We start from the raw sequence: 26,153 nt of genomic DNA on the forward strand, positions 1-26,153 counted from the left end.
TCCGCATTCGCGTCTGAATCCCGAGGTTTCTGCCGATCCTGCGGTTTTGCGTTGGAGACGGGCGACCTGGCCCGAAGGTGGGGTATAAGGGCCTGACCAGCGGTAAACTGCGGGCCATGACGGGCGACCGTCCGGCCATCGTCGGCCTGCTGTTGTACCTGCTCGTTGCAGTGACTCCCACGGTCCTGTTCTGGATGCTGCTGCGGGCGCTTCCCGCTGCGGTCACGTCGCTGCTCGACCGGCGGCGACAGCGCAGGATGCCGTGCGGCCCCAGTCTCGAATCCGTCGTCGGCAACCTGCGCCGGCTGCGCCGCGAGGTGCGCGGCAAGCCGCAGGCCACCCAGGTGCGCAGGGTCGCTCTGCTCGCGGCCTACGACGACACGCTGATCGACGCCTGCAAGCTGGTGCAGGTCGACGCCCCGCTCGCGGCGGCGACCGCCGCCGACCGGCCGTTCGCCCGGTTGCTGACGGAGGCGGCGCTGGAGGCTGCGGGCATCGCATTGGACCCTCCCTCGCGCGGTGCCGCCACAACGTGATGTTCTTGACACACGTGACCAGTAAAGTCCGCTTTACCGACCGGGAACGGCGGCGCCCGTTCACGCGTTGAACAGCACGGAAGCGCGAATTCGCTCCGAGGAGGACCAGGTGCGCAGCAGTAGCAACCCGGCGTTCCGCAACCTGCCCAACGGGCAGGGTGGCGGCTACGCCACATTCGACCGCCAGGGTGGCGCGTTGGGCGGCGCCGCCGCCTACGCCGATTCCCAGGCCGCCGATGTCGAGTACGGGCGTGCCGCGGCGGGGGAACGCCCGCTCACCATCGACGACGTCGTCACGAAGACCGCCATCAGCGCAGGTGTCGCGCTCGTCACCGGTGTGGCCACGGCCTTCCTCGGCCTGACGTGGGTCGCCATCCTGCCGGCGTTCCTCATCGGCCTCGTGATCTCACTGATCATCATCTTCCGGCAGAAGGCCAACCCCGGGCTCGTGCTCGCCTACTCGGCGGCCATGGGTGTTGCGCTCGGTGGGATCACCGGCGCGCTGGAGAACATCCCGAGCTTCCAGGGGATCGGCTTCCAGGCCATCGTCGGCACCGCGGGTGTGTTCGTCGGGATGCTGGTCGTCTACAAGACCGGCGCGGTGCGCGTCACCCCGAAGTTCACGAAGTGGCTGATGGGCGCGATGTTCGGCGTCATCATCCTGATGGTCGTCAACCTCGTCGTCAGCTTCTTCACCACGGGCGGCATCGGCCTGCGCGACGGCTCACCGCTCGCCTACCTGTTCAGCATCGTCTGCATCGGCGTGGCGGCGTTCAGCCTGCTGCTCGACTTCGACCAGGCCGACCGTGCGATCCGCGACGGCGCCCCGGCGAAGTTCTCGTGGTACATCGCATTCGGCCTCATGACCACGCTGGTCTGGCTGTACATCGAGATCCTGCGGCTGCTGAGCTACCTGCGCTCCGACTGACGCCAGGCACGAACGCCCGCGGCCGGCGCCCCATCCGGGGTGCCGGCCGCGTCGCGTTCAACCCACCCGAACGCAGAACTCGCCCGCCAAGACGCAGGACTCGCCGACCGAAACGGGGAACTCACCCGCCGAGACGTGGGACTCGCCGGCCGAGACGTGGGACTCGCCTCCGCGGGGACGCGAGTCCCACGTTTCAGCGCGCGAGTCCCACGTCCCTGCGGGCGTGTTCCACGTCTCGGCGCGCGAGTCCCGCGTTTCAGCGCGCGAGTCGCGCGTTTCGGTGGGCGTGTGCGCCGTCAGGCGCGGTCAGTTCAGGCGCTCCAGCACCATGGCCATGCCCTGCCCGCCGCCGACGCACATCGTCTCCAGCCCGATGGTCTTGTCGTGCGTGCGCAGGCCGTTGAGCAGCGTCGTGGTGATCCGCGCGCCGGTCATGCCGAACGGGTGGCCGAGGGCGATCGCGCCGCCGTTGACGTTCAGCTTGTCCTCGTCGACGCCAAGGTCGCGGGCCGAGGGCAGGACCTGCGCCGCGAAGGCCTCGTTGATCTCGACGAGGTCGACGTCGTCGATCGTCATGCCGGCGCGGGCGAGGGCCTGCTTCGAGGCCTCCACCGGCCCGAGGCCCATGATCTCCGGCGACAGCCCGGACACACCGGTCGAGATGACCCGTGCGAGCGGCGTGATGCCCAGCTCGGCCGCCCGGGTGTCGGACATGATCACGAGCGCCGCGGCGCCGTCGTTGAGCGGGCAGCAGTTGCCGGCGGTGACCCGCCCGTCGGGCCGGAACACCGGCTTCAGCTGGCTGACCGCCTCGTACGTGACGCCGGCGCGCGGTCCGTCGTCGGTGGAGACGACCGTGCCGTCGGGCAGGGTCACCGGCGTGATCTCGCGGGCGAAGAAGCCGTTGGCGATGGATTTCTCCGCGAGGTTCTGCGACCGGACGCCGAAGCGGTCCATGTCCTCGCGGGTGACGCCCTTGAGCAGCGCGAGGTTCTCGGCGGTCTGGCCCATCGCGATGTAGGCGTCGGGCAGCAGCCCGCTCTCGCGTGGGTCGGCCCACGCGTCGGCGCCCTGCTCGCTGACGTCCTTCGTGCGCTGCCCGGCATCGGCGAAGAGCGGGTTGCGGGTGTCGGGGTGCGAGTCGGAGTTGCCCTTCGCGAACCGCGAGACCGTCTCGACGCCCGCGCTGATGAACGCGTGCCCCTCGCCGGCCTTGATCGCGTGCAGCGCCATCCGCGTGGTCTGCAGCGACGACGAGCAGTAGCGCGTGATCGTCGTGCCGGGCAGGGTGTCGTACCCGAGCATCACGGCCACGATCCGCGCCATGTTGAAGCCCTGCTCGCCGCCCGGGAGACCGCAGCCGAGCATGAGGTCGTCGATGGTCGTCGGGTCGAGCTGCGGCACCTGGTCCAGCGCGGCCCGGATGAGCTGGGCCGTCAGGTCGTCGGGGCGGATGGTGGTCATCGACCCCTTTCCGGCGCGGCCGATCGGCGATCGGGTCGCTGCGACGATCACGGCTTCGGGCATCGTCTCTGTCTCCTCAGCGCTGGGGTGGGGGCTCCGTTCGGACTGTACCTGCGGGTAACCACCCTCGGGGGTGAGCTTCATGACCGGACCTGTCAGGTTTGCGGGCCATGCTTGCCCCATGGCCATGTGGAAGGACGTCGAGGACGACGAGCCGGAGTTCGCCGCACTCGTGCGGAGGCTCTTCGAGGCGAACAAGCACCTGACGATGGCGACGATCCGCGCCGACGGCGCGCCGCGCATCTCCGGCACCGAGTGCAGCTTCGCCGACGGCGAGCTCACGTTCGGGTCGATGTCGGGCGCGCGCAAGGGCGCCGACCTGCGCCGCGACCCGCGGCTCGCGCTGCACAGCGCCACCGTCGACCCGCCCGAGGGCAACAACGCGGGGTGGCAGGGCGACGCGAAGATCGCCGGCACGGCGGTGTACGCCGGCGACGTCGACGACCAGGACGGCGACCTCTTCCGCGTCGATATCACCGAGGTCGTGCACACCGGGCTCGACGAGGCTGCGACCAAGCTCGTCGTGCGGACGTGGAAGCCGCGGCAAGGGCTGCGGCGGATCGAGAGGAGCTAGCGGCGGTAGCTCCCCCGGGGCCGGGGGAGGGCAGGAAAGCCACTTTCCGGCCCTCACAGGGCAGGAAAGTGGCTTTCCTGCCCACGCGTGTGGAAAGCACGCATCCGCGCTGTCGATACCCGGAACCCTCGTTCGTCGTCATGCTGGTGGCACCCTGCCCCCACTCGACGACAGGAGTATCGCTGTGAAGTACATGCTGCTGATCTACACGACACAACCGTCCGAGCCGCCCACCGAGCAGGCGATCCAGGACGAGATGAACGCCTACTGGGCGTACGAGAAGGCGGTCGCCGACGCCGGCGTCAAGATCTCCAGCGACGCGCTGCAGGGCGTCGAGACCGCGACGACCGTCGCGGTCAAGGCGGGTGACGAGCGGGTCGTGACCGACGGCCCGTTCGCGGAGACGCGTGAGGTGCTCGGCGGGTACTACCTGCTCGACGTCCCCGACCTCGACGCCGCGATCGACTGGGCGGCGCGCTGCCCCGGCTCGCACAACGGGAACCGGGTCGAGGTCCGCCCCGTCATGGAGTTCGAAGCACCGTGAGCAACAGGGCGGCCGGCGTCGTCGAGGGGGTGTTCCGGGAGGAACGCGGCCGGCTGCTCGCCTCGCTCGTCCACCAGTTCGGCGATCTCGATCTCGCGGAGGAGGTCGCGTCGGAGGCCGTCGCCTCGGCGCTGGAGCGCTGGCCGGCGGACGGTGTGCCGGATCGGCCCGGTGCCTGGCTGCTGACCGCGGCGAGGCGCCGGGCCATCGACCGGCTGCGCCGCGACAAGGCGTACGCGGCGCGGCTGGCGGTGATGCAGGCCGAGGCCGAGCGCGAGCCGGCGGCCGTGCACATCGAGGACGGCGACGACGTACCCGACGAGCGGCTGCGGCTGTTCTTCACCTGCTGCCACCCCGCACTCGCGCTCGACGCGCAGATCGCGCTCACACTGCGCTGCCTCGCGGGGCTCTCGACCAACGAGGTGGCGCGTGGGTTCCTGGTGCCGGCGGCGACGATGGCGCAGCGCATCGTCAGGGCCAAACGCAAGATCCGCGCGGCGCGCATCCCGTTCCGCGTGCCGGGCGCCGACGAGCTGCCGTCCCGCCTGCCGGGTGTGCTGAACGTGATCTACCTGATCTTCACGGAGGGGTACGCCGCCAGCGCGGGCACCGAGCTCGTCCGGGCCGACCTCGCCGACGAATCCATCCGGCTCTGCCGGATCCTGCACCGCCTGCTCCCTGCCGAGCGCGAGGTGACGGGCCTGCTCGCGCTGTTGCTGCTGGTCGACGCGCGGCGGGCGGCGCGGGTCGGGCCCGACGGCGAGCTCGTCCTGCTCGACGAGCAGGACCGGTCGCTGTGGAACGCCGACCACATCGCGGAGGGCCGGCAGCTGGTCGTCGACGCGCTGCCCGGCGGGCGGGTCGGCCCGTACGCGCTGCAGGCGGCGATCGCGGCCGTCCACGACGAGGCCGCGGACGTCGCCACCACCGACTGGCCGCAGGTCGTCGGGCTCTACGAGATCCTGGCGCGGGTGGCGCCGTCGCCGCTGGTGGACCTCAACCACGCGGTCGCGGTCGCGATGCGCGACGGGCCTGCCGCCGGCCTCGCGCTGCTCGACGAGCTGGCGGCGAACGGCCGGCTCGACGGCTACCACCTGCTACCCGCCGCCCGTGCCGACCTGCTGCGGCGCCTCGGCCGCACCGCGGAAGCCGCCGACGCATACCGCGCGGCGCTCACGCTGGTCGGCAACGAGCCGGAACGCGCGTTCCTGCAACGCCGGCTCGACGACCTCACGCGCGACCCCGCCGACGACCCCGCGTAGCGAGGGCACCCGCTGGGGCGCCCCAGCCCCGGCGGCCCCGCAGCCCTACGCCTCGCTCATCCGCTCCGCGACGAGCGCGCGCAGCTTCGCGAGCGCGCGGTGCTGCGTCACCCGCACCGCGCCGGGCGTCGAGTGCACGGTCTGCGCCGTCTCCGACGTGTTGAACTGCAGCGCGATCCGCAGCACCAGCACCTCGCGGTGCGCCTCGGGCAGCTTGTCGAGCAGCGCGCGCAGCCTGGCAGCGTCCGACCTGCGTTCGGCGCGCTTCTCGGGGCCGTCGTCGGTGTCGACGGAGTCGGGGACGACGTCGGTGGGCATCGTGCGGTCGCGGTTCGCCGCCCGGTACGCGTCGGCGACCTTGTTGCGCGCGATCCCGATGACGAACGCCATCGCGGGGATCTCACTCGCCTTGTAGCGCGGCAGCGCGCCGACGACGGCGATGAGGATGTCCTGCGCGACGTCCTCCGCGGTCTGCATCTTGCCGCCGCTGGGCCCCAACCGGGCCCGGCAGTAGCGCAGCACGGCCGGACGGATCATCTCGAGGAACCGGTCGAGCGCGTTGTTGTCGCCGCTCGCGGACTGTGCCGCAAGCCCGTTCAGCTCGGCTACCCGGCGCGCGGAAACGACCGCGGCGTCGCGGTCCTCCTCCTCCGCGTCGTCGGCCGGCAACTGGCCCTCCCGGTGGTGTCGGCGACGATGACAGCTGGGCGCACCCGGGGCTCCGGGCACAACGGAACCATGCCGACCTCCGTTCGGCCGTGGCCGGCATGACCCCGTGGATGCGAACAGTAGTCCGTTCGCGGCGATTTGTGCCGCCGAAGGACAGTTCGAGAGCAGTTCGTCGGCCGAACGAGATCGTTGTTGCACTAGTGCGACGATGTGCCTATGCGTTATGTCGAACACGTCGCCGACCTGGTCGGGAACACCCCGCTCGTCCGGCTCGGCGCGGTCGCCGACGGGATCGTGGCCCCCGTTCTCGCCAAGGTCGAGTACTTCAACCCTGGTGGCAGCGTCAAGGACCGCATCGCACTGCGGATGATCGAGGCAGCCGAATCGTCGGGTGAACTGCGCCCCGGCGGCACGATCGTCGAGCCGACTTCCGGCAACACCGGCGTCGGATTGGCGATGTTCGCCCAGCGCAAGGGCTACCGCTGCGTCTTCGTCTGCCCCGACAAGGTGAGCGAGGACAAGCGCAACGTCCTGCGTGCCTACGGCGCCGAGGTCGTGGTCTGCCCGACCGCCGTGGACCCCGACCACCCCGATTCGTACTACCGCACGTCCGACCGGCTGGTGAACGAGATCGAGGGCGCCTGGAAGCCCAACCAGTACGCCAACGTGCAGAACCCCGAATCGCACTACCTCGGCACCGGCCCCGAGATCTGGGAGCAGACCGAAGGGCGCATCACGCACTTCGTGGCGGGCATCGGCACCGGCGGCACGATCAGCGGTACGGGTCGTTACCTGAAGGAGATCTCCGGCGGCAAGGTGCAGGTGATCGGCGCCGACCCGGTCGGCTCGGTGTACAGCGGCGGCAACGGGCGGCCCTACCTGGTCGAAGGTGTGGGCGAGGACTTCTGGCCCACAACCTTCGACAAGGACATCTGCGACCGGGTTGTAGCCGTCTCCGACGCCGACTCGTTCCACATGACGCGCCGGCTCGCCCGCGAGGAGGCGCTGCTGGTCGGCGGCTCGTGCGGGATGGCGGCCGAGGCCGCGCTGCGTGTCGCGCGCGAGCTGCCGGCCGAGGCGGTCGTGGTCGTGCTGCTGCCCGACGGCGGGCGCGGCTACCTCGGCAAGGTCTTCAACGACGCCTGGATGGCCGGCTACGGCTTCATGCCGCCGACGCAGGGCGCGACGGTCGGGGACGTGCTGCGGCGCAAGGACGGCTCCATGCCCGACCTCGTGCACGCCCACCCGAACGAGACGGTCGCCGACGCCGTGCATTACCTGCGCGAGTTCCACGTCTCGCAGATGCCCGTCGTGCGCGCCGAGCCGCCGGTGATGGCCGCCGAGGTGGCCGGGTCGGTCGTCGAGCGCGATCTGCTCGACGCGCTGTTCACCGGCCGCGCGCAGCTGTCGGACCGGCTGGAGACGCACATGTCCAAGCCGCTGCCGACGATCGGGGCGGGCGAGGCGCTCGAGACCGCGATGGCCGCGTTCGCCGACGCCGACGCCGCTCTCGTGCTGGTCGACGGCAAGCCCGCCGGGGTGGTCACCCGCTCCGACGTGCTCGCCTTCATCGGTTCGGGTGGCTGAAAGCCGCGAAGCGGACGCGCGTAGCGTGGCGTCATGCGCGGCTTTTCCACGAACGCCATCCACGCCGGTCAGGAGCCTGATCCGAGCACGGGAGCGGTGATCGTCCCGATCCACGCGTCCTCGACGTTCGCTCAGGACGGGGTCGGTGGGCTCCGCGCGGGGTACGAGTACTCCCGCAGCGCGAACCCGACGCGCACCGCCTTGCAGGAGTGCCTGGCCGCGCTGGAAGGCGGCCGCCACGGCGTCGCGTTCGGCTCCGGCATGGGCGCCTCCGACGTGCTGCTGCGGGTGCTGCTCAAGCCCGGCGACCACATCGTGATCCCGCACGACGCGTACGGCGGCACGTTCCGGCTCGTCGACAAGGTGCTGACCGGCTGGGGCATCGAGTACACGCCCGTCGACCTCGGCGACGTCGACGCGCTGCGCGCGGCCGTCCGGCCGACGACCCGCGTGATCTGGTGCGAGACGCCGACCAACCCGCTGCTCGGCATCGCCGACATCGCGGCGCTCGCCGACGTCGCGCGCACCGCGCAGGCGCGGCTCGTCGTCGACAACACGTTCGCCTCGCCGTACCTGCAGAACCCGCTCGCGCTCGGCGCCGACGTGGTGCTGCACTCGACCACGAAGTACGTCGGCGGCCACTCCGACGTCGTCGGCGGCGCGCTGGTGACCAGCGACGACGAGCTGGCCGACAAGATCCGGTTCACGCAGAACTCCGTCGGCTCCGTGCCCGGCCCGTTCGACGCGTGGCTCACCCTGCGCGGCGCGAAGACCCTCGCCGTGCGGATGGAGCGCCACAGCGACAACGCCGAGCGCATCGCGGAGCTGCTCGTCGGGCACCGCAACGTCGAGAAGGTGTACTACCCGGGCCTGCCGGAGCACACCGGCCACGACGTCGCGGCGAAGCAAATGCGCCGGTTCGGCGGCATGGTCTCGTTCACCGTCACCGGCGGGAGCGCCGCGGCGCTCGCCGTCTGCGCCGCGACCGAGCTGTTCACGCTCGCCGAGTCGCTCGGCGGCGTCGAGTCGCTCATCGAGCACCCGGCGGCCATGACGCACGCCTCCGTCGCGGGTTCGGTGTTGGAGGTGCCCGACAACCTCGTCCGCCTCTCGGTGGGCATCGAGGACGTCGAGGACCTCGCCGACGACCTGCGCGCCGCACTCGACGGCCTGCGCTCGCCCTAGGAGTTAGTTCCCCACCGTTTTGCCAACCTGCACGCCGTTCTGCCTGTGTAGGTTGGCAAAACGGTGGGCAGGTTCAGCGTTTGGCCGGGCGGCGGGTGACCGGTGGCGTCCACCGCGAGGAACGCTTCCTCGCCACGGTGCCCGGTGTGGTCCCGGTGAACGCCTGCACGTCCCGGTGCAGGTGGGACTGGTCGAAGTAGCCGGTATCGGCCGCTACGCGCGCGGGCCCGCGGCCGGCGGCCAGCCAGTGGGCCGCGTGGTGGAACCGGACCAGCTTCGCAGCACGACGTGGGCTCAGCCCGATGTGCGACCGGAACCGCGTCCACAGGTGTTGGCGGCTCCAGCCGATCTGCGCGGCCAGCTCCTCCGCTCGGACGCGACCGCCGCTGTGGACGATCCGGTCCCACGCGACGGCCACCTCGCCAGGCATGGACCGGCCGGCGGCGACCCTCCGCGAGACCAGGTCCTCCACCAGGTGGAACCGGTCCGGCCACGAGCGTGTCTCGCTCAACCGCTCCTGGAGCCGGGCCGCTCCCCGGCCCCACAGGTCGTCGAGCGCGATGACCGCGCCCTCGAGCTCGGTCGGCGGAACGCCCAGCACCGCGTGGGCGAGCAGCGGGGAGAGGCGCACCTGCAGCGCCTCGAGGTCGAGGCAGCCCACCCGCAGCTCCTGGAACGCCAGCCCGGCGAGGATGCTGCCCTGTTGGCGGCCCGCGGGACCGTCGACGATCACAGTGCCCGGGTCGAGGTCGAAGACGACGGTCACCGCCGGGTGGGGGATCGCCTGCATCGCGAGCGGCTGCGAGCCGTGGTGGCTGAACCCCGCCATGCTCAGGCCCTTGATCCGGCCGGGCCCTGCCGGCGTCACGACCTCCGGGAGGAGGCGGGGCAGCCGCATGACCTCATGCTACGGCGACATTCGTCCAATACCGGGCGGTCGGGTTCCTCGACGGTGAGGGCATGTGCAGGAATCCTCAGGGCCGCACCGGCTCACGACGCCGCCGGTTGATCGTGGTGGCCGTCCCGGTCGCCGTCGCCGTGCTGCTCACTCTGAACACCGTGCTGGTCGACCGGCAGGCCGCACCGGCCGGGGCGCCGGGCCTCACCGTCGACGGCGAGCAGATCCACGTCACGCAGGACGGTCCGGTCGACGCGCCCGCGCTCGTCCTGCTCCACGGATTCAGCGCGTCCGGCCGGTCGTGGGACCGCATCGTCCCCAGCCTCGCCGCGCGCCACCGCGTGATCCGGATCGACCTGCTCGGGCACGGCAGCTCGGCGAAGCCGACCGGCGACGGGTACGAGATCGGCGACCAGGCGCACCGGGTCGCCGCGGTGCTGGACCAACTGGGCGTCGACCGAGCGGTGGTGGCCGGCCATTCCACCGGCGGATCGGTCGCTACCGCCCTCGCCGAGCTGCGTGGCGACCTGGTGGCCGCGATCGTGCTGGTGAACACCGGCCCGAACCTCGATGCTTTCATCCCGCAGGGAGCCGTCAACCAGCTGCTGACCACACCCGTCGTCGGGCAGCTGCTGTGGCGGTTCCGCACTGAATCGCTGGTCCGGCAGGCAGCCGCCAACGCCGTCACCCGCGACGACGTCGAAATCCCCCAGTCGGTCGTCGACGACGTGCTCGGGCTGACCTACCACGCTTTTGTCGCCACGGACCAGGCCGCCCGCAGCTACCTGCGGCAACGTCCCCTGCCCGAGCGGCTCGCCGCGCTCGGGAAGCCACTGCTGGTGCTTTTCGGCGACGCGGACCGGCGGTGGCGCTCGTCGTCCGCCGAGGACTACCGCGTCGTCGCCGGCGTCCAGGTGGAGATGCTGCCCGGCGTCGGGCACTCGCCGCCGATCGAGGATCCGCAGCGGACCGCCGACCTGCTGCTCGACTTCGCCGACCGCTACGAGGCCTAGGCCGGCCGGTCGATCCGGTAGATGTAGTGCAGCGGCTCGTCGATCGGGTTGTCCGGCTCGAGGTCGCCCTCGGCCACCCGCGTCATGCCGGCCTTCTCCAGCGCCCGCCACGACGGCCGGTTCGCGGCGACGACCGCCACCAGCACGGCAGGCGCGTCCGGGTACTCCAGCCACGTCTTCTCGACCATCGAACGGATCATCTCGGGCCCGCGGCCGCGGCCGACCTGGTCGGGATCGCCGATGAGGTAGTCGAGCGTCATCGCGCCGGCCGGGACGGGTGTATGTGTAGCGAAGTCCTCGACGTTCTCTGGGTAGTCGGCCACCGCGGAACGCTGCATCAGCCCGAACGGCGTGCCGTCGAGCATCGCGATCCAGTCCTGGTTCGGCTCCTCGCCGCGCGCCGACGGGCCGAAGTCGCGCGACCGCCGCCTCCGACGTCTCGTGGTTCCACCAGCGGGCGACGTACTCCTGCTGGAGCCACGCGCGCACCAACGGGAAGTCGGCGGGTGCCAGCCGCCGCCAGGTGATCAAGGCCTAGCCCTAGCCCTTGTTGGGAGCGCCGGGGTCGACGGTCGGGGTGGGCGGCACCGGGTCGGTCACGACGATGTCGCCGGCCGCGATGCAGCCGCCGACCAGCTCGTAGTGGTCGCCGCGCAGCTCGTACCGGCCTGGATCGTCACAGCCCGCCCGCTCCACGGTGACGACGGCGACGGCGGCGAGCGCGCCCGCAACAACGAGCGGCGCGAGCGCCCGCAGCTGTGTCAGCCGTGACATCGAAAGAAACCTCCCCGAGCAACAGCCACCCCGCACACACCACGGCATGGCCGTCATACCTCACCGAGATTACCGGTGGCCGGTCTCGCGCTGCATCGGGTGCGAGGATGCGCCCATGACCGCCCAGCACGTCGCCGTTCCCCCGGTCGGGATCGACGATATCCGCGCTGCCCGCGAACTGCTTGCCGGCGTGGTGACGACGACCCCTGTGGCCGGCGCCGGCGCACTCTCGCAGCTGTGCGGTGGGCCGGTGCACCTCAAGTGCGAGAACCTGCAGCGCACCGGCTCGTTCAAGATCCGCGGCGCGTACACGCGCATCGCCCGGCTCAGCGACGACGAGCGGGCGCGCGGGGTCGTCGCGGCGAGCGCCGGCAACCACGCCCAAGGTGTTGCGCTGGCGGCGCGCATGCTCGGCACCGCGGCGACCGTCTTCATGCCCGAGCGGGCCGCGTTGCCGAAAGTGGGCGCGACCCGCGGCTACGGCGCCGAGGTCCACCTGGTCGGGGAGACCGTCGAGGGCAGCATCGCCGCGGCGCAGGACTTCTCCGCGCGCACGGGCGCCGTGCTCGTGCACCCGTTCGACCACCCCGACGTGATCGCCGGGCAGGGCACCGTCGGGCTGGAGATACTGGAACAGGTGCCGGACGTGCGCACCGTGCTGGTCTGCACCGGGGGCGGCGGCCTGCTCGGCGGGGTCGCGGCCGCGGTCAAGGCGCTCCGGCCGGACGTCGCCGTCGTCGGCGTGCAGGCCGCCGGCGCCGCCGCGTGGCCGCCCTCGCTGGCCGCCGGCGCGCCGCAGACGTTGGCGTCCATGCGCACGATCGCCGACGGCATCGCGGTCGGCCGTCCGGGCGACATCACGTTTCCGCAGGTAGCGGCGCTGGTCGACGACATGCTGACCGTCGACGAGGACGCGCTCTCGCGCGCGCTGCTGCATTGCCTCGAACGCACGAAGCTGCTCGTCGAACCGGCCGGCGTGGCGGCGGTCGCCGCGTTGCTGGAGCACCCCCGGCGCTTCCCGACCCCGGCGGTGGCGGTGCTGTCGGGCGGCAACGTCGACCCGCTCGTGCTCGTGCACGTGATCCAGCACGGCATGGCGGCCGCGGCGCGCTACCTCTCGCTGCGGCTACGGGTCGCCGATCACCCCGGCGCGCTCGCGGAGCTGCTCGGGCTGATCGGGTCGCACGGCGCCAACGTGCTGGACGTCGCGCACTCCCGGATCACGGGCGCGCTCCCGCTCGGTGATGTCGAGGTGAACGTGACGCTGGAGACACGCGGCCCGGAGCACTGCGCCACGCTGGTCGACGCGCTGCGCGCCGCCGGCCACACCGTGGACGGTGCGGCCGGCGGGCGGTGAAGGAGGTGAAGGGGTGCGCTATCAGCCGCGATAGGGCTCGGCGGAGACGAGCTCGACCTGCATGCTGCCGCCGTCGGGCAGCGGGTACTCGCGGGACTCGCCGACCCGCGCGCCCATCAGGGCCGCGCCGAGGGGTGAGTTCGGCGAGATGACCTGGAGGTCGCCGTGGCTGCCCTCCTCGCGGGAGCCCAGCAGCACGGTCTCGGTGTCCTCGTCGTCGTAGCGGATCTTCAGCACCATGCCGGGGGCTGCGGTGTCGGCCGTGCTGGGGGCGGTGCCGACCTGCGCGGTGCGCAGCAGCTCCTGCAGCTGGCGGATGCGCCCTTCCTGCTGGCCCTGTTCCTCACGGGCGGCGTGGTAGCCGCCGTTCTCCTTGAGGTCGCCCTCTTCCCGGCGCGCGTTGATCTCGGCAGCGATGACGGGGCGGTTCGCAATCAGCTCGTCCAGTTCGCCCTTGAGCCGGTCGTAGGCCTCCTGGGTCAACCAGGTCACCTGCGTGTCCGTCACGGTCATCACTCCTCCAGCCTGTACAGGTCCATGCGGCCGTGGGCCATTCACGCCCACGACGGATCGCCCACCGTGGGCGACCCCGATCTCGTAGGCGCACAGCCCCGAGTAAGGAAAAACACGACCCGCCTGCGGGCCGTGTACAGCTCACGGTAACACGTTGTCGGCCGCTCGTCGCAGCCTTATCGACGAACGGTCGGCACCTTCAAAGAGTTCCCGAGGGGCATATCCGCCCTGGTCACACGCTTGCAAGCGCAAATGCGCGTGCATCTGCAAACCGCGCTCGCCGTTGGTCGACCGCTCACCGTAGCGATTGACCTGCGTCTTCGCTAATTGGTTCGGCCAACCGGGTAAGTGTACGGAGAGCACTTCTCGGATACTTTCCACGGGCGTGGCGCACCGTCACGGGAAGGAAGCCGGCACCGGTAGCGTTGTGCCCTCTGGTAACACCGGATGGAGCACCGTCAGCCTGGAAGGACCCCCGCCGCCGCCATGTCCCACGATCCACGGCACCCCGAACCCCTTCGGCTCATGACGGTGCACGCACACCCCGACGACGAGTCGAGCAAGGGCGCGGCCACCACCGCCAAGTACGTCGCCGACGGCCATGAGGTCATGGTGGTGACGTGCACCGGCGGCGAGGCCGGCAGCATCCTCAACCCCGCGATGGACCGCCCCGAGATCATCGCCGACATCCCCAACGTGCGGCGCAAGGAGATGGCCCGTGCGGCCGAGATCCTCGGCGTCGAACACCGCTGGCTGGGCTTCGTCGACTCGGGCCTGCCCGAGGGCGACCCGAAGCCCCCGCTCCCCGAGGGCTGCTTCGCGCTGGTCGACCTCGAGGAGGCGACCGCCCCGCTGGTGAAGCTGATCCGCGAATTCCGCCCGCACGTGTTCGTCACGTACGACGAGAACGGCGGCTATCCGCATCCCGACCACATCAAGTGCCACGAGATCTCGATGGCCGCTTTCGACGCGGCCGGCGATCCCGACAGGTTCCCCGGAACGGGCGACCCGTGGCAGCCCCTGAAGTTGTACTACTCGCACGGCTTCTCGAAGGCCCGGCTCGTCGCGTTCGACAAGGCGCTGACCGAGCGCGGCATCGAGTCGCCGTACAAGGAGTGGCTGGACAACTGGCCGGCCGACCGGCCCGACCCGGGCGACCGCGTCACCACCCGCGTCGAGTGCGCCGACTACTTCGACGTCCGCGACAAGGCGCTGCTCGCCCACGAGACCCAGATCGACCCCACGAGCCGGTGGTTCTTCGTGCCGACCGACATCCAGCGCGCCGTCTGGCCGACCGAGGACTACGAGCTCGTCCGCTCCTTCGTCGACGGCCCGAAGCCGGAGGACGACCTCTTCGCCGGCATCGACGCGCGGGTGGCGGTCCGCCGGGCAGGCTGACGACTCAGCCGCTAAACAACTCAGCCACCAGAGGCACCGGCTCCGCCGGGTGCCAGGAAAGCCACTTTCCTGGCACCACACGCCAGGAAAGCCACTTTCCTGGCAACCCCGGTCCCCGCCCTCGCGGCTGGGTGCGCCCACCTGGGGCGTAACCTGCTGTGGTGAGTCCAGCACTGGTCGACGTCGGCGCGCTGCCTGCGAGCACGGTCGCGGTCGTGCTCGCCCAGAACCCCGCTCCGCCGCCGGGGCAGGGCCCCGAGTTCGGCAAGGCGTCGCCGGTCGCGCTCGTGGTGATCGTCCTGCTCGGCCTCGCGACGGTGTTCCTGATCCGCTCGATGTCCAAGCGGATCAAGCGGTTGCCGGCGAGCTTCGACCCTCCGGAGGAGAAGCAGCCGGCCGGCACCGACGATGCCGGTAGCAGCACGTCCTGAGAGATCCTGAGAGGGTGGCCGGTATGAACCGGCTCGCCGCGGCCACCAGCCCGTACCTCCTCCAGCACGCCGACAACCCCATCGAGTGGTGGGAGTGGTCCGAAGAGGCGTTCGCCGAGGCGGCGGAGCGGGACGTGCCCGTGCTGCTGTCCGTCGGTTACGCGGCGTGCCACTGGTGCCATGTGATGGCGCACGAGTCGTTCGAGGACGAGGCGACGGCGGCGCAGGTCAACGCGGAGTTCGTGGCGATCAAGGTGGATCGCGAGGAGCGGCCCGACATCGACGCCGTCTACATGGCGGCCACCCAGGCGATGACGGGCCAGGGCGGCTGGCCGATGACCTGCTTCCTCACCCCGGCCGGCGAGCCGTTCCACTGCGGCACCTACTACCCGCCGACGTCGAGGCACGGGCTGCCCGGCTTCCGCCAGCTGCTCGACGCCGTCACCACGGCGTGGCGCGAGGACGGCGCGCGCGTGCGCGGCGCGGCCGGTGAGATCGCGGCGCGGCTGGCCGACAACGCCGGCATGCAGCTGCCGCCCGCCCCGCTCGGCGTCGACGCGCTCGACCGCGCGGCCGCCGCCGTCCACGACGCGTTCGACGAGGCCTACGGCGGGTACGGCGGCGCGCCGAAGTTCCCGCCGTCGATGACGCTGGAGTTCCTGCTCCGCCACCACGAGCGCACCGGCTCGGGCGAGTCGCTGCGCCAGGCGGCGGTCACCATGGAGCGGATGGCCCGTGGTGGCATGTACGACCAGCTGGCCGGCGGGTTCGCCCGCTACAGCGTCGACGCCGGCTGGGTGGTGCCGCACTTCGAGAAGATGCTCTACGACAACGCGCAGCTCCTGCGCGGGTACGCGCACCTGGCCCGGCTGACCGGCGCGGCGCTGCCCCGGCGCGTCGTGGAGGAGACCGCGGGGTTCCTCCTGAGTGACCTGCGCACCACGGAGCGCGGGTTCGCCTCGGCGCTCGATGCCGACACCGACGGCGTCGAGGGCCTCACGTATGCGTGGACGCCGGCGCAGCTCGTCGACGTGCTCGGCGCCGACGACGGCAAGTGGGCGGCCGAGCTGCTCACCGTCACGGCCGCGGGGACGTTCGAGCACGGCTCCTCGACGTTGCAGCTGCTCGGTGACCCCGACGACGAGCAGCGGTGGGCCGACGTCCGCGGCCGGCTGCTCGCCGCGCGTGCGTTGCGGCCGCAGCCCGCCTGCGACGACAAGGTCGTCACCGCGTGGAACGGGATGGCGATCGCCGCGCTCGCCGAGGCCGGCGCGGCGCTCGACCGTCCGGGCTGGGTCGCGGCGGCGGCGGAGGCCGCCGAGCTGATCATGCGCCTGCACGTCGTCGACGGGCGGCTGCGCCGCTCGTCCCGCGGCGGTGTCGTCGGGACGGCGGCCGCTGTGCTCGAGGACTACGGCTGCCTCGCCGACGGCCTGCTCGCGCTGCACCAGGCCGGCGGCGCCGCACGATGGCTGGAGGCCGCAACGGGCCTGCTCGACGTCGCACTGCGGCACTTCGGCGACCCGGAGCGGCCCGGCGTCTTCCACGACACGGCCGACGACGCGGAGGCGTTGCTGCACCGCCCGCGCGAGCTGACCGACAACGCCACCCCGTGCGGCAGCTCGGCGTTGACGTCGGCGCTGGTGACGGCGTCCGTCCTGAGCCACGACGGCGGGCATTACCGCGCTGCGGCCGACGCGGCCCGCCACGGCATCGGGACGCTCGCCGAGAAGCACCCGCGGTTCGCGGGGCACTGGCTGACGGCCGCCGAGGCGGTGGCCAGGGGACCGTTGCAGGTGGCCGTCACTGGCTCGGCATCCGATCCGCGACGCGACGCTCTGGAGCGCCACGCGCGGCACATCGCCCCTGGTGGGACGGTCGTTGTGGCCGGTGTGCCGGACGCCGAGGGGGTCCCGTTGCTCGCCGATCGCCCGCTCGTGGCCGGCGGCCCCGCCGCGTACGTCTGCCGCGGGTTCGTCTGCGACCGCCCGGTCACCTCGACCGAGGAGCTGACCGCCACCCTGGGACTCCAACCCTGAAGCTTCGCTGAGAACGAACACTACGTACCGCGTTGCGGTGTAATCTCGTAATCACCAGAGACACGGAGGTGTGAGATGACCGGACGCATGCACCGCGGCTGGCACGGCGGCGGGCGCGGCGGCCGCGGGCCGGGGCGCGGCGGTTGGCAGCAGGCCGACCTGCCCGGCGCCGACGACGCTGCGGCCTGGCTGCAGGGCCGACTGCCCGACGAGTGGTTCACGGGCGCGCCCGAGGTGACGATCGACCGCGAGGAGATCCTCATCGTCGGCGAGCTGGCGGCCGTCGAGGGCGAGTTCGCCGACACCGAGGCCGGGCGGGCCGACCGCGCGGCCGCAGAGGCGGGCCGGATCTCCCGGTTCCGCGAGTCCACCCGCGACGAGCGCATCGAGATCGCGCGCCAGGCCGAGCACCGCTACCAGCGCAAGGTCGCCTGGGGTGCGCGCATCGGCGAGACCGTCGAGCTGTTCACGGTCGCGTCGGTGCCGGTGATGACCCGGCTGCGGCAGCCGGAGCGGATCGTCCTCGACACGCTGGTCGATTCCGGCGTGGCCCGTTCCCGCTCCGACGCGCTCGCGTGGGCCGTCAAGCTGGTCGGCCAGCACGCCGACGAGTGGCTCGGCAACCTGCGCGATGCGATGGCCAAGGTCGACGAGCTGCGCACGCAGGGCCCGACCGGCGGCGACGGGTCGAACACGGCCTGAAACCTCCCCACCGTTTTGCCGACCTGCACGCTCTCCAGGGTGTGCAAGTAGGCAAAGCGGTGGGGAAGTTCGGCGTTAGAACAGGGCGAGCCAGATCGCGACGTGGTGGCAGATCGCCGCGAGCACGGTCGCGGCATGGAAGAACTCGTGGTAGCCGAACGTCTTGGGCCACGGGTCCGGCCAGCGGGTGGCGTAGAAGACGGCGCCGATCGTGTAGAGCAGGCCGCCGGTGAGCAGCAGCACGAGCGCTGCAACGCCGCCGTTGGCCAGCAGGTCGGGCAGCACGAAGATCGCGACGTAGCCGAGCGCGAGGTAGACCGGCACGCCGACCCACGCCGGCGCGTGCGGCCACACCATCTTCAGCACGACACCCGCGGCCGCGCCGACCCAGACGACGATCAGCACCCAGCGGGCCGTCGCGGGGTCCATGGCCAGCGCCGCCACGGGCGTGTACGTGCCGGCGATGAACAAGAAGATCATCGAATGGTCGAGACGGCGCATCACCGCCCGGCTGCGCGGGGTGAGCCACGTCCGCCGGTGGTAGAGCGCGCTGGTGCCGAAGAGGCCGAGGATCGTGACGCTGTACACCGACGTCGCGAGCGCGGCCCCGCCGCCTACGAGCGATGCGGACACCGCGATCAACGTCGCGCACGCCGCGATCGAGACGGCGAACGACCAGAAGTGCAGCCAACCCCGCATCCGCGGCTTGACCAGCGGTGGGGTGGCGGGTGTCGAATCCATGGTCCCAGCGCTCACCTCTTCGAGGCTACGGGTTGTGCTTGTCCCGTGAAGGTTTCTAGTGCGTGAATCCTGCCACCGCGGACCGGGCGTACGCTGATCCGCCGTGAACGTGCGCGACCTGCTGTACTCGGTCTACGAACGCAAGCTCAGTCGCGAGCTGAGCGGCGCGGCGGAGCGGCCCCGGCACGTCGCGCTGATGCTCGACGGCAACCGCAGGTGGGCGCGCGACGCCGGGCTGGAGGACGTTAACGACGGCCACCGCGCGGGCGCGGCGAAGATCTCCGACCTGCTCGAATGGTGCGACGAGGCCGGTGTCGAGGTCGTCACGCTGTGGTTGCTCTCGACCGACAACCTGAGCCGGCCGGCCGATGAGCTCGAGCCGTTGCTGCAGATCATCGCGGACGTCGTCGACGATCTCAGCGGGCCGTCGACGCGCTGGCGGTTGCGGGTCGTCGGCGCGCTCGACCTGCTGCCGACGCCGATTTCCGATCGGCTGACCGCTGCGGCCGCGCGCACGGTCGGGCGCACGGGCCTGCAGCTCAACGTGGCCGTTTGTTACGGGGGCCGGCAGGAGATCGCCGACGCAGTGCGAAAACTGCTCCTGCAGCATGCGGAATCGGGCACGTCGATCGAGGAACTCGCCGAGGTGCTCGACGTCGACCACATCGCGGCGCACCTGTACACGTCGGGCCAGCCCGATCCGGACCTGGTCATCCGCACCTCGGGTGAGCAGCGGCTTTCCGGATTCCTGCTGTGGCAGTCGGCGCACTCGGAGTTCTGGTTCTGCGAGGCGTACTGGCCGGAGTTCCGGCGGGTCGACTTTCTGCGGGCGCTGCGCGACTTCGCGGCACGCCACCGGCGCTTCGGTTCTTAGCATCCCCGGAACGCGAAGATGGGGCCGGACCGCTGGTCCGACCCCATCTGTCGTGGAGCGGTCTTGCTCAGGTCAAACTGCGACCTGGATCAGTCGTCCTGCGAGGTGGCGTCGCCGGCCGAACCGGACTGGTTGCAGGAGTCGTCCTGGGTGACGGTCGAGTCGCCGCTGTCGGCGTCGGCGTCGCCGAGCAGGCCGAGCGCACCGGTGATGCCGTTGAGCGCGGCCAGGTCGGTGTTGTTCAGCGGAACCTGAACGCCCAGGACGTTGATCGGGACCTGGTTGTGGCAGACCTGAACGGGAACGTCCACGTTGTTGCCCGAGAGGTTGACCAGGCCGTCAGCGTTCTTGCTGTAGTTCTGGTTGTCGCCGCCGTCGTGGCCACCGTCGGTGGCGAAGGCGAGCGGGCTCACCGCGAGCAGACCTGCAGCGGCCGTAGCCACGACAATTCCAGCCTTCTTCAGCACAGTTCATCTCCTGTTGAGTCATGCGGACCGACCGAAGTCGATTCCATTCAGTGTCAGCGATATGACCGGGGAGCCCTCGCTGACCGAGAAAAGGGTAGCGCGGCTCCACTGGCGTTTCCAAATCAAGTAATCCCATTGGGTGAGTCGAATACTTTGCGTTTAGTTACGCATCCTTTTGGGCGGCGCTGGATGCCGGTGAACTCGTCGGTAACGCGCTGTCGAGCACGTTCCGTCGTCGAGGTCGTCACGCTGTGGTTGCTCTCGACCGACAACCTGAGCCGGCCGGCCGATGAGCTCGAGCCGTTGCTGCAGATCATCGCGGACGTCGTCGACGATCTCAGCGGGCCGTCGACGCGCTGGCGGTTGCGGGTCGTCGGCGCGCTCGACCTGCTGCCGACGCCGATTTCCGATCGGCTGACCGCTGCGGCCGCGCGCACGGTCGGGCGCACGGGCCTGCAGCTCAACGTGGCCGTTTGTTACGGGGGCCGGCAGGAGATCGCCGACGCAGTGCGAAAACTGCTCCTGCAGCATGCGGAATCGGGCACGTCGATCGAGGAACTCGCCGAGGTGCTCGACGCCACCGGCGCTTCGGCTCGTGGGCCGTGTCTAGAAGTTCCCGAGACGCGAAGATGGGGCCGGACCAGTGGTCCGGCCCCATCTGTCGTGGAGCGGTCTAGCTCAGGTCAAACTGCGACCTGGATCAGTCGTCCTGCGAGGTGGAGTCGCCGGCGGAACCGGACTGGTTGCAGGAGTCGTCCTGGGTGACGGTCGAGTCGCCGCTGTCCGCGTCGGCGTCGCCGAGCAGGCCGAGCGCACCGGTCAGGCCGTCGAGTGCAGCCAGGTCGGTGTTGTTCAGCGGAACCTGAACGCCCAGAACGTTGACCGGGACCTGGTTGTGGCAGGCCTGGATCGGGACGTTCACGTTGTTGCCCGAGAGGTTCACCAGGCCGTCAGCGTTCTTGCTGTAGTTCTGGTGGTCGCCGCCGTCGTGTCCGTGGCCCGAGTCGCCAGCGAAGGCGAGCGGGCTCACCGCGAGCAGACCTGCAGCGGCCGTAGCCACGACAATTCCAGCCTTCTTCAGCACAGTTCATCTCCTGTTGAGTCATGCGGACCGACCGGAGTCGATTCCATTCAGTGTCAGCGATGTGACCGGGGAGCCCTCGCTGACCGAGAAAAAGGTAGCGCGGCCCCACTCCCGTTTCCAAATCATGTAATCCCATTGGGTGAGTCGAATACTTTGCGTTTAGTTACGCATCCTTTCGGGCGGCGCTCGACGCCGTCGAACTCATCGGTAACCGCTCGTCGGATACGTTCCGTGACCGAGCATCACTCGAACGCGTGCGTATCCTTTTTCGATTTCAACGCGCAGTCACGGACGTATATCGGTACTGGTTGGTACCGTTTGCTCTGGGGCGGCCTCCGCGGCCTCCGTGAGGGGTCTGTCGGGAGGGCGCCGGGTGTTGACGCTGCGCATCCGACCTGCGACTGAACGTGTCAGCGGCGACCGTTCAACGACGACAGGCGGTTGCCGCGAAGCGATGAGCGGTAGGCCATTTCGTTAAATTCCGGTTCCGGGGCATGAGATCCCCCTGTGTTGCTGTTGACCGCACCCCGGTGACCGCCGGTAGCGTTCTCCTTGGCGGCGGGTACCCGATGCCAGCCGCCCGGGGAGGCCCTGGTCGTGGTGTCACTTGCACCCGAGGGGGCCGGCACCCGGCCCTCGCGGGCGTGCTCGGCGGTATCCAGGTCGCCAAGCACGCTCCAGCCAGGGTCGGCCGGCCCACCAGAGAGTGGGCGTGGTGTCGCGCCCACGAGGGAGCAAACGTGAACGACGCTCGTACCGCCCCCGCCTCGGAAAACACCACCCGCTGCTTCGTGCTGGACACCTCCGTCCTGCTCTCCGACCCCTGGTCACTGGTCAGGTTCGAAGAGCACGAGGTCGTCCTGCCGTTGGTGGTGATCTCTGAACTGGAGGGCAAGCGGCACCACCCCGAGTTGGGTTGGTTCGCCCGCACGGCGTTGCGTCAGCTCGACGAGCTGCGCGTCCAGCACGGTCGTCTCGACGCTCCGGTGCCGATCGGCACGGAGGGCGGCACGCTGCACGTGGAACTCAACCACTCCGACCCGGAGGTGCTCCCGGCAGGATTTCGCACCGACTCCAACGACAGCCGCATCCTCGCGTGCGCGCTCAACCTCGCGGCTGAGCGCAAAGCCGCAGGTCGCGGCGGGGTTGTGCTCGTCACCAAGGACATGCCGCTGCGGGTGAAGGCCGCGGCGGTCGGCCTGACCGCCGACGAGTACCACGCGCTCGACGTGGTGCCCTCCGGCTGGACGGGCATGGTCGACCTCGAAGTGACCTCGGAGGGCGTCGACGCGCTCTTCAGGGACGGCGTGATCGACCACGACGCCGCCCGCGACCTGCCGTGCAACACCGGCCTCCGGCTGGTCGGCGGCGGCTCGGCCGCGCTCGGGAGGGTCACGGCCGACAAGCGCGTCCGGCTCGTCCGCGGCGACCGGGAGGCGTTCGGGCTGCACGGCCGGTCCGCCGAGCAGCGGGTTGCGCTCGACCTGCTGCTCGACCCGGAGGTCGGCATCGTCTCGCTCGGTGGGCGGGCCGGCACAGGTAAGTCGGCGCTGGCGCTGTGCGCCGGCCTGGAAGCCGTACTGGAGCGGCAGCAACACCGCAAGGTTGTGGTCTTCCGGCCGCTCTACGCGGTCGGTGGGCAGGAGCTCGGCTACCTGCCCGGCAGCGAGGCCGAGAAGATGGGGCCGTGGGCGCAGGCCGTCTTCGACACGCTCGGCGCGGTCGTCAGCCAGGACGTCATCGACGAGGTGGTGGCGCGCGGGATGCTGGAGGTGCTCCCGCTCACCCACATCAGGGGCCGCTCGTTGCACGACACGTTCGTCATCGTCGACGAGGCGCAGTCGCTGGAACGAAACGTGCTGCTCACCGTGCTCTCGCGGCTGGGCACCGCGTCGCGGGTCGTGCTCACGCACGACGTCGCGCAGCGGGACAACCTGAGGGTCGGCCGGCACGACGGCGTCGCCGCGGTGATCGAGAAGCTGAAGGGCCATCCGCTCTTCGCGCACGTCACGCTCACCCGTTCCGAGCGCAGCCCGATCGCAGCGCTCGTGACGGAGATGCTGGAGGGCCCCGGCGTCTGACCGCATGGACGAACGACGTCATGGCGGCCTGCAGGCCGCCATGACGTCGTTTCTCGACGGTTACAGGCCGTGTGGCGTGCCCTCGGTGAAGCCCGCCGTGGTCTGCACGCCGATCACCGCGCGCCGGTGCATGTCGTCCAGCGTGCGGGCCCCGGCGTAGGTGCAGGCCGAGCGGACGCCGGCGCAGATCCCGTCGAGCACGTCCTCGACGCCGGGGCGCTGCGGGTCGAGCAGCTGCTTCGACGAGGAGATGCCTTCCTCGAACAGGCCCTTGCGGGCGCGGTCGAAGCCGCCGTCGCCGCGCGTCCGCGCGCTCACGGCACGCTTCGACGCCATGCCGAACGACTCCTTGTACGGCCGTCCGGCCTCGTCGCGCAGCAGGTCGCCGGGCGACTCGTAGGTGCCGGCGAGCCACGACCCGATCATGACGGCCGACGCGCCGGCCGCGATCGCGAGCGCGACGTCACGCGGGTGGCGCACCCCGCCGTCGGCCCAGACGTGCACGCCGGCCTCGCGGCCCGCGGCCGCGCACTCCAGCACCGCGGAGAACTGCGGCCGGCCCACGCCGGTCATCATCCGCGTGGTGCACATGGCGCCCGGGCCGACGCCGACCTTGATGATGTCGGCGCCGGCCGCGGCGAGGTCGCGCACGCCGTCGGCGGTCACGACGTTGCCGGCCGCGACCGGGACGTCCGAACCGGTGTCGGTGACGACCTTGCGCACCGCGGCGAGCGCTTCCAGCATCTTCTGCTGGTGGCCGTGCGCGGTGTCGACGACCAGCACGTCGACGCCCGCGTCGAGCAGCGCCTTCGCCTTCACGGACACATCGCCGTTGATCCCGATCGCGGCAGCCGTGCGCAGGCGGCCCTCGGCGTCGAGAGCCGGGGTGTAGACCTCCGCGCGCAGCGCGCCGAGCGCGGTGAGCAGCCCGGCGAGCCGGCCGTCGCCGTCCAGCCCGAGCGCGACGCCGCGGCCGCCGAGCGCGTCGAAGACCTCCTGCGGCGCGGTCTCCAGCGGCAGCACCACCGGCGTCGGGTCGAGCACCTCGGAGAGCCGGGTGAAGCGGTCGACGCCGCTGCACGCGGCCTCGTCGACCGTTCCGACCGGGCGCCCACCGGCGTCGACGACCACCACGGTGCCGTGCGCGCGCTTCGGGAGCAGGTTCACCGCGTCGGCGACGGCGTCGTCGAGCGTCAGCACCAGCGGGGTGTCCCACACCGGGTGCCGCGACTTGATCCAGCTGACGATCTCGGCGACCGCGGACGGCGCGACGTCCTGGGGGAGCACGGTCAGCGCCCCGCGGCGGCCGAGGGTCTCGGCCATCCGCCGGCCCGCGACCGCAGTCATGTTCGCCGCGACGACGGGCACCGTGGCGCCGGAGCCGTCGGCGGTGGTCAGGTCGACGTCGAAGCGGGAGGCCACATCCGACCGCCCGGGGACGAGGAAGACGTCGTCGTAGGTGAGGTCGTGACTCGGGGACTGCCCGTCGAGGAAGCGCACGTACGGAAAGGGTACGCGGGTCCGATCAGGCTGGCAGTGACCAGTCGAGATCCTCCCAGCCGCTGGTCGGCAGCGGCCGCACGGCGAGCACCCATTCGGCCAGCAGGAAGGGCAAGCAGATCTGCGCGGGCACCTGCGCCGGCCGGCCGGCGGGGTCCCACTCGGCCGGCTTGCCTTCGAAGACGTCGGACATGTAGTCGTTCCATGCGCCGTAGTCGCTGCGGACGACCAGCTCGTCCGGCGCGGCGAGATCCAGCGTCGCGAACCCGAGCGAGAGCTCGTGCTCGGCGTTGAAGAGCATCGCCGCGTCGCCGAGGGTCAGCCGACCGTGCCATCCCCAGATCGGCGGCCGGCCTCCGGTGTCGACGCCGGCCCGCGCCATCGCGGCGACCATCCCGCGGTACGCGGGCTCGTACCCGGGGACCACCAGCGACCAGTCGCCGAGCAGGCGGCCGTCGGTATACAGCTTGTCGACACGCACGAGCCGCTGGAACGTCCTGACGAGCACGTTGCCATCCTGTCGGATCAGGTGCGGCGCAGCGGGTCGATATCGGCCGCGGTGGCGGCGTCGTGGTCGGTCGAGACGCTGAGCTCGCGCCACCGCTCGTCCGATTCGGCGAGCGCGCGGCCCGCGGCCGTGCCGTACCGGTAGGCGTCGCTGCCGAGCAGCAGCCGCAGCGGCGGCTCGGCCATCGCGGCGACGTCGAGCACGACCTGCGCGACCTTCGCCGGGTCGCCGGTCATCGTCGTGGTCGGCATCAGGCGTGCCCGCTCGCCGACGGTCTGCTGGTACGGGGCGCTGACCGGCGGGATCGTCATCGACGAGCCGGCCCAGTCGGTGCGCATGCCGCCCGGCTCCAGGACCGTCACCGTGATCCCGAGCGGCGCGACCTCCTGCGCGAGCACGCTGGAGAACCCGCCGACCGCCCACTTCGCCGACTGGTACGCCGAGAGCCCGACGCTGGCCAGCCGGCCGCCGACCGACGAGACCTGCAGGATGTGGCCGGACCCCTGCTCGCGCATGACGGGCAGCGCGGCCTTGGTGACCGTGACGACGCCGAAGAGGTTCGTCTCGACCTGCTCGCGGAAGTCGTCGAGCGTGATGTCCTCGACGGCCGCGAGGTTGGCGTACCCGGCGTTGTTGACAAGCACGTCGAGCCGGCCGAAGGCGTCGACGGCGGTACGGACGGCGTGCGCTGCTGCCTCGGGGTCGGCGACGTCGAGGGCAACCGCGCGCACCTGCTCGCCGTACTTCTCGACGAGGTCGGCGAGCCGCTCCGACCGCCGTGCGGTCGCGACGACCCGGTGCCCGGCCGCGAGGGCGGCCTCGACGATCTCGCGGCCGAGCCCGCGCGAGCTGCCGGTGACGAGGAGTACCTGTGACATGACCTGCTCCTATCAACTGAACGGTTAGTTGAAGTAAACGCTCACGGCTGAGCGCTGTCAACTAGCCGGTTAGTTGACTACGCTGT

The 26,153-nt window shown here is 71.0% G+C and carries 26 protein-coding genes and 2 pseudogenes; 16 read left to right on the plus strand and 12 right to left on the minus strand.

All coding sequences use genetic code 11. The features are described from left to right. Positions 1 to 116: 116 nt before the first annotated feature. Together LL648_RS28050 and LL648_RS28055 are read left to right on the plus strand one after the other, a co-directional pair. Positions 117 to 536 carry a hypothetical protein gene (locus LL648_RS28050; protein ID WP_232665752.1) on the plus strand — a complete coding sequence of 140 codons (420 nt, stop codon included), beginning with the start codon at positions 117 to 119 and terminating at the stop codon, positions 534 to 536. Between the two features lie 109 nt (positions 537 to 645). Further along, positions 646 to 1,464, plus strand: a complete 819-nt coding sequence (locus tag LL648_RS28055) for a Bax inhibitor-1/YccA family protein (protein WP_232665753.1) — start codon at positions 646 to 648, stop codon at positions 1,462 to 1,464. 306 nt (positions 1,465 to 1,770) lie between these two features. Here LL648_RS28055 and LL648_RS28060 read toward each other — a convergent pair whose 3' ends face one another. Beyond that, positions 1,771 to 2,991, minus strand: a complete 1,221-nt coding sequence (locus LL648_RS28060) for an acetyl-CoA C-acetyltransferase (protein ID WP_232665754.1) — start codon at positions 2,989 to 2,991, stop codon at positions 1,771 to 1,773. A gap of 118 nt (positions 2,992 to 3,109) precedes the next feature. Between LL648_RS28060 and LL648_RS28065 the strand changes: the two genes are divergently transcribed. From LL648_RS28065 to LL648_RS28075, 3 genes are all read left to right on the plus strand, one after another. Continuing rightward, positions 3,110 to 3,562: a pyridoxamine 5'-phosphate oxidase family protein gene (locus tag LL648_RS28065; protein ID WP_232665755.1), complete on the plus strand. Its 453-nt coding sequence runs from the start codon at positions 3,110 to 3,112 to the stop codon at positions 3,560 to 3,562. 193 nt (positions 3,563 to 3,755) lie between these two features. Continuing rightward, positions 3,756 to 4,106 carry a YciI family protein gene (locus LL648_RS28070; RefSeq protein WP_232665821.1) on the plus strand — a complete coding sequence of 117 codons (351 nt, stop codon included), beginning with the start codon at positions 3,756 to 3,758 and terminating at the stop codon, positions 4,104 to 4,106. Further along, complete coding sequence (locus LL648_RS28075; RefSeq protein WP_232665756.1) at positions 4,103 to 5,368, plus strand: RNA polymerase sigma factor; 1,266 nt, start codon at positions 4,103 to 4,105, stop codon at positions 5,366 to 5,368. The genes LL648_RS28070 and LL648_RS28075 overlap by 4 nt, the downstream gene beginning before the upstream one ends. Before the next feature lie 45 nt (positions 5,369 to 5,413). Here LL648_RS28075 and shbA read toward each other — a convergent pair whose 3' ends face one another. Further along, on the minus strand, positions 5,414 to 6,037 hold the full coding sequence (gene shbA, locus LL648_RS28080) for an RNA polymerase sigma factor ShbA (protein ID WP_232665757.1): 624 nt from the start codon (positions 6,035 to 6,037) through the stop codon (positions 5,414 to 5,416). Between the two features lie 216 nt (positions 6,038 to 6,253). Between shbA and LL648_RS28085 the strand changes: the two genes are divergently transcribed. Together LL648_RS28085 and LL648_RS28090 are read left to right on the plus strand one after the other, a co-directional pair. Beyond that, a complete protein-coding gene (locus tag LL648_RS28085) occupies positions 6,254 to 7,624 on the plus strand; it encodes a cystathionine beta-synthase (protein WP_232665758.1) in 1,371 nt (456 codons plus the stop codon). Positions 7,625 to 7,657: 33 nt separating this feature from the next. After that, positions 7,658 to 8,809, plus strand: coding sequence for a cystathionine gamma-synthase (locus LL648_RS28090; protein WP_232665759.1), 1,152 nt, complete (start codon positions 7,658 to 7,660; stop codon positions 8,807 to 8,809). Between the two features lie 73 nt (positions 8,810 to 8,882). Here the strand turns inward: LL648_RS28090 and LL648_RS28095 are convergent, their stop codons facing one another. Continuing rightward, positions 8,883 to 9,707, minus strand: coding sequence for an AraC family transcriptional regulator (locus LL648_RS28095; protein WP_232665760.1), 825 nt, complete (start codon positions 9,705 to 9,707; stop codon positions 8,883 to 8,885). A gap of 62 nt (positions 9,708 to 9,769) precedes the next feature. Here LL648_RS28095 and LL648_RS28100 point away from each other — a divergent pair, with 62 nt between their 5' ends. Then, positions 9,770 to 10,720, plus strand: a complete 951-nt coding sequence (locus tag LL648_RS28100) for an alpha/beta fold hydrolase (protein ID WP_232665761.1) — start codon at positions 9,770 to 9,772, stop codon at positions 10,718 to 10,720. Here LL648_RS28100 and LL648_RS28105 read toward each other — a convergent pair. Then, positions 10,717 to 11,094 (minus strand): annotated as a pseudogene (locus LL648_RS28105) (GNAT family N-acetyltransferase); the annotation flags it as partial. The gene LL648_RS28100 and the pseudogene LL648_RS28105 sit on opposite strands and share 4 nt — an antisense overlap. 166 nt (positions 11,095 to 11,260) lie before the next feature. Next, the gene (locus tag LL648_RS28110) at positions 11,261 to 11,494 is read right to left on the minus strand and encodes a hypothetical protein (RefSeq protein WP_232665762.1); all 234 of its coding nucleotides are present in this window, start codon (positions 11,492 to 11,494) and stop codon (positions 11,261 to 11,263) included. Positions 11,495 to 11,609: 115 nt separating this feature from the next. On the opposite strand from LL648_RS28110, the gene ilvA reads away from it, so the two are divergent. Beyond that, positions 11,610 to 12,851 carry a threonine ammonia-lyase gene (gene ilvA, locus LL648_RS28115; protein WP_232665763.1) on the plus strand — a complete coding sequence of 414 codons (1,242 nt, stop codon included), beginning with the start codon at positions 11,610 to 11,612 and terminating at the stop codon, positions 12,849 to 12,851. 21 nt (positions 12,852 to 12,872) lie between these two features. On the opposite strand, the gene greA is transcribed toward ilvA, so the two are convergent. After that, a complete protein-coding gene (gene greA / locus LL648_RS28120) occupies positions 12,873 to 13,358 on the minus strand; it encodes a transcription elongation factor GreA (protein ID WP_232665764.1) in 486 nt (161 codons plus the stop codon). Positions 13,359 to 13,889: 531 nt separating this feature from the next. On the opposite strand from greA, the gene mca reads away from it, so the two are divergent. The 4 genes from mca to LL648_RS28140 all read left to right on the plus strand — a co-directional run bounded on the left by mca (position 13,890) and on the right by LL648_RS28140 (position 17,934). After that, on the plus strand, positions 13,890 to 14,762 hold the full coding sequence (gene mca / locus LL648_RS28125; protein WP_232665765.1) for a mycothiol conjugate amidase Mca: 873 nt from the start codon (positions 13,890 to 13,892) through the stop codon (positions 14,760 to 14,762). 161 nt (positions 14,763 to 14,923) lie between these two features. Further along, on the plus strand, positions 14,924 to 15,193 hold the full coding sequence (locus LL648_RS28130; protein WP_232665766.1) for a hypothetical protein: 270 nt from the start codon (positions 14,924 to 14,926) through the stop codon (positions 15,191 to 15,193). Between the two features lie 23 nt (positions 15,194 to 15,216). Further along, positions 15,217 to 17,232, plus strand: coding sequence for a thioredoxin domain-containing protein (locus LL648_RS28135; RefSeq protein ID WP_232665767.1), 2,016 nt, complete (start codon positions 15,217 to 15,219; stop codon positions 17,230 to 17,232). 87 nt (positions 17,233 to 17,319) lie between these two features. Next, the gene (locus tag LL648_RS28140; RefSeq protein ID WP_232665822.1) at positions 17,320 to 17,934 is read left to right on the plus strand and encodes a hypothetical protein; all 615 of its coding nucleotides are present in this window, start codon (positions 17,320 to 17,322) and stop codon (positions 17,932 to 17,934) included. A gap of 75 nt (positions 17,935 to 18,009) precedes the next feature. On the opposite strand, the gene trhA is transcribed toward LL648_RS28140, so the two are convergent. After that, entirely contained in the window at positions 18,010 to 18,675 is a 666-nt protein-coding gene (gene trhA, locus LL648_RS28145; protein ID WP_232665823.1) for a PAQR family membrane homeostasis protein TrhA, read from the minus strand. Between the two features lie 109 nt (positions 18,676 to 18,784). Here trhA and LL648_RS28150 point away from each other — a divergent pair, with 109 nt between their 5' ends. After that, positions 18,785 to 19,549: an isoprenyl transferase gene (locus LL648_RS28150; protein WP_232665824.1), complete on the plus strand. Its 765-nt coding sequence runs from the start codon at positions 18,785 to 18,787 to the stop codon at positions 19,547 to 19,549. 89 nt (positions 19,550 to 19,638) lie between these two features. Here the strand turns inward: LL648_RS28150 and LL648_RS28155 are convergent, their stop codons facing one another. Beyond that, a complete protein-coding gene (locus tag LL648_RS28155; RefSeq protein WP_232665768.1) occupies positions 19,639 to 20,016 on the minus strand; it encodes a hypothetical protein in 378 nt (125 codons plus the stop codon). Between the two features lie 234 nt (positions 20,017 to 20,250). Here LL648_RS28155 and LL648_RS28160 point away from each other — a divergent pair. Beyond that, positions 20,251 to 20,664: pseudogene (locus LL648_RS28160) on the plus strand (undecaprenyl diphosphate synthase family protein); the annotation flags it as partial. A 52-nt stretch (positions 20,665 to 20,716) separates the two neighbouring features. Here the strand turns inward: LL648_RS28160 and LL648_RS28165 are convergent. Continuing rightward, positions 20,717 to 21,100: a hypothetical protein gene (locus LL648_RS28165; RefSeq protein ID WP_232665769.1), complete on the minus strand. Its 384-nt coding sequence runs from the start codon at positions 21,098 to 21,100 to the stop codon at positions 20,717 to 20,719. A gap of 740 nt (positions 21,101 to 21,840) precedes the next feature. Here LL648_RS28165 and LL648_RS28170 point away from each other — a divergent pair. Further along, positions 21,841 to 23,181 (plus strand): PhoH family protein, encoded by a 1,341-nt coding sequence (locus tag LL648_RS28170; RefSeq protein ID WP_232665770.1) that lies wholly within the window; start codon positions 21,841 to 21,843, stop codon positions 23,179 to 23,181. A gap of 60 nt (positions 23,182 to 23,241) precedes the next feature. Here LL648_RS28170 and LL648_RS28175 read toward each other — a convergent pair whose 3' ends face one another. The 3 genes from LL648_RS28175 to LL648_RS28185 are packed head-to-tail and all read right to left on the minus strand — an operon-like array spanning position 23,242 to position 26,067. After that, the gene (locus tag LL648_RS28175; protein WP_232665771.1) at positions 23,242 to 24,681 is read right to left on the minus strand and encodes a GuaB1 family IMP dehydrogenase-related protein; all 1,440 of its coding nucleotides are present in this window, start codon (positions 24,679 to 24,681) and stop codon (positions 23,242 to 23,244) included. A gap of 25 nt (positions 24,682 to 24,706) precedes the next feature. Next, on the minus strand, positions 24,707 to 25,189 hold the full coding sequence (locus tag LL648_RS28180) for a hypothetical protein (RefSeq protein WP_232665772.1): 483 nt from the start codon (positions 25,187 to 25,189) through the stop codon (positions 24,707 to 24,709). Between the two features lie 17 nt (positions 25,190 to 25,206). Beyond that, on the minus strand, positions 25,207 to 26,067 hold the full coding sequence (locus LL648_RS28185) for an SDR family NAD(P)-dependent oxidoreductase (protein WP_232665773.1): 861 nt from the start codon (positions 26,065 to 26,067) through the stop codon (positions 25,207 to 25,209). Positions 26,068 to 26,153 lie beyond the last annotated feature (86 nt).

This window comes from Pseudonocardia sp. TRM90224 (assembly GCF_021245725.1).
In the GTDB taxonomy this organism is placed as follows: domain Bacteria; phylum Actinomycetota; class Actinomycetes; order Mycobacteriales; family Pseudonocardiaceae; genus Pseudonocardia.